Below are 2,243 nucleotides of genomic sequence, written 5' to 3' on the forward strand. Positions count from 1 at the left end.
AGCCACCGCACCACGAGTGACGATCACCAACCGCGAACCAGCACACCGCTCATCGGCCAGCCACCCCTGCAACAGACCCAGCACCCCAGCCGTCATCGCACGCGCCGAGACCACCGCATCCCCGGCCGACCCGGCCGCGACCTCGGCCAGCACCACCTCCGGCACCGACCCCACCTCGGTCAGCGCCGACAGATCCCGGTGAACCATCACCGACTGTCCGACCGACTCCCACGCCGCCGCGAGACCCAAGGCGTCCGGCTCGACCCCCGAGAAGCCGACCACCGTCACCGGCGCCGGGTCAGCCACGGAAACCTCGGAAAGCGGGGTCCAATCCAGCCGGAACAGCCCGTCCCGCTCCGTCACCTGACCACCACCGGCGGCGGCGAGCTGATCAGGAGTGAACGGGCGCAGCACCAGCGAACGCGCCGACAGCACCGAATCCCCGGCGGCGTCCACCGCCGTCAGCGACACAGCGTCGTCGCCCGTCCGGAACAGTCGCACCCGCAGCATCGCCGCCCCGGTGGCCTGCAGGCTCATCTGCCCCCAGGAGAACGGCAACCGGCCACCCTCCACCGGCTCCAGCCCGACGAAGGTCACCGCGTGCAAGGCCGCGTCCAGCAACGCCGGGTGCACCCCGAACGAACCCGCGTTCGACGCCGCCTGCTCGGGCAGCGCGACCTCGGCGAACACCTCGCCGTCGACACCACGCCAGGCCGCTCGCAGCCCCTGGAACACGGGGCCGTATTCGAACCCGCCCGCGGCCAGTCCCTCGTACAACCCGTCCAGCCCGATCGCGGTCGCGCCGGCCGGCGGCCACACCGCCGCGTCGAACGGCTCGGCATTGGGAGCACCGGTGGCCGAAGCACCGACGGCCAGCGTGCCGGTGGCGTGCCGCACCCACGGCACGTCATCGGCGGCCTCGGCAGAGCGGGCGTAGACGTTCACGCTCCGGTGGCCCGACTCCTCCGCGGCGCCCACCCACACCTGCACCGCGACGGCATCGGTTTCGCCCAGCACCAGCGGCGCGGTCAGGGTCAGCTCCTCGACCACCTCGCAGCCGACCTGGTCACCGGCCCGCACCGCCAGCTCAAGGAACCCGGTACCCGGGAAGATCACTGTTCCGGACACGACGTGATCGGCCAGCCACGGATGCGACCGCACCGACAACCGCCCGGTCAGCAGCACACCGTCCGAGTCGGCCAGGCCCACGGCGGCACCCAGCAGCGGGTGGCTGGCTGTCGCCAGCCCGGCCGCGGCCACGTTGCCCACGCGAGATGCCGGACCCTTGGGCCAGAACCGCTGATGCTGGAAGGCATACGTCGGCAGGTCGACCCGGCGGGCGCCGGGGAGGACGGCCTGCCAATCCACTGCCACCCCGTGCACGTGCAGCTCGGCAAGCGCCGTCATGGACGCGATCCGCTCGTCGCGGCCCTTACGCAGCACCGGCACCAGCACAGCGTCCGACTCCTGCGCGTCCGCATCAGACTCGGCCGCGAGCGTGTCGGCGGCCATCGCGGTCAACACGCCGTCGGGGCCCAGCTCCAGATAGGCTCGTACGCCCTGGCGGTGCAGCGTGCGGACGCCGTCGGCGAACCGTACGGCCTGGCGGACCTGGTCCACCCAGTAATCCGGCGAGCACAGCTGCTCGGCCGTGGCCGACTCCCCGGTCACGTTCGAGACCACCGGAATTTCCGGCGGGCTGTAGGTGAGTGTCCGGGCCAGGGCGCGGAAGTCCTCCAGCATCGGATCCATCAGCGGCGAATGGAACGCGTGCGACACCCGCAACCGCCGCGTCCTGACCCCACGCCCCTCCAGCACGGCGGCGACCTCCAGCACCGGCTCCTCGACCCCGGCGATCACCACCGAGGCCGGGCCGTTCACCGCCGCGACCGACACCTCCTTCTCACGCCCGGCCAGCAGCCCGGCGACCTCCTCTTCCGAGGCCTGCACCGACACCATCGCCCCACCCGCGGGGAGCGCCTGCATCAACCGCGCCCGACCCGCCACCAGCACACACGCGTCCTTCAGAGACAACACCCCGGCCACATGCGCCGCGGTGATCTCCCCGATCGAATGCCCCGCCAGCACACCCGGCCGAACCCCCCACGAGGAGACCAACCGGAACAGCGCGGTCTCCACCGCGAACAGCGCCGGCTGCGCCCACCCCGTCCGATCCAGCGCCTCCGCCTCGGGCGTGCCCGGCTCGGCGAACAGCACCTCACGCAACGGCCCGTCCAGCAACG

1 protein-coding gene is annotated in these 2,243 nt (G+C 72.4%); it reads right to left on the reverse strand.

Annotated features, from left to right (window positions below; genetic code table 11):
* On the reverse strand, window positions 1-2,217 hold a 2,217-nt coding region (locus ABT130_RS47430; RefSeq protein WP_350966475.1), incomplete at its 3' end, for an acyltransferase domain-containing protein.
* Window positions 2,218-2,243: the final 26 nt, after the last annotated feature.

It is taken from the genome of Streptosporangium sp. NPDC001681, from assembly GCF_040298085.1.
Classification (GTDB): Bacteria; Actinomycetota; Actinomycetes; order Streptosporangiales; family Streptosporangiaceae; genus Streptosporangium.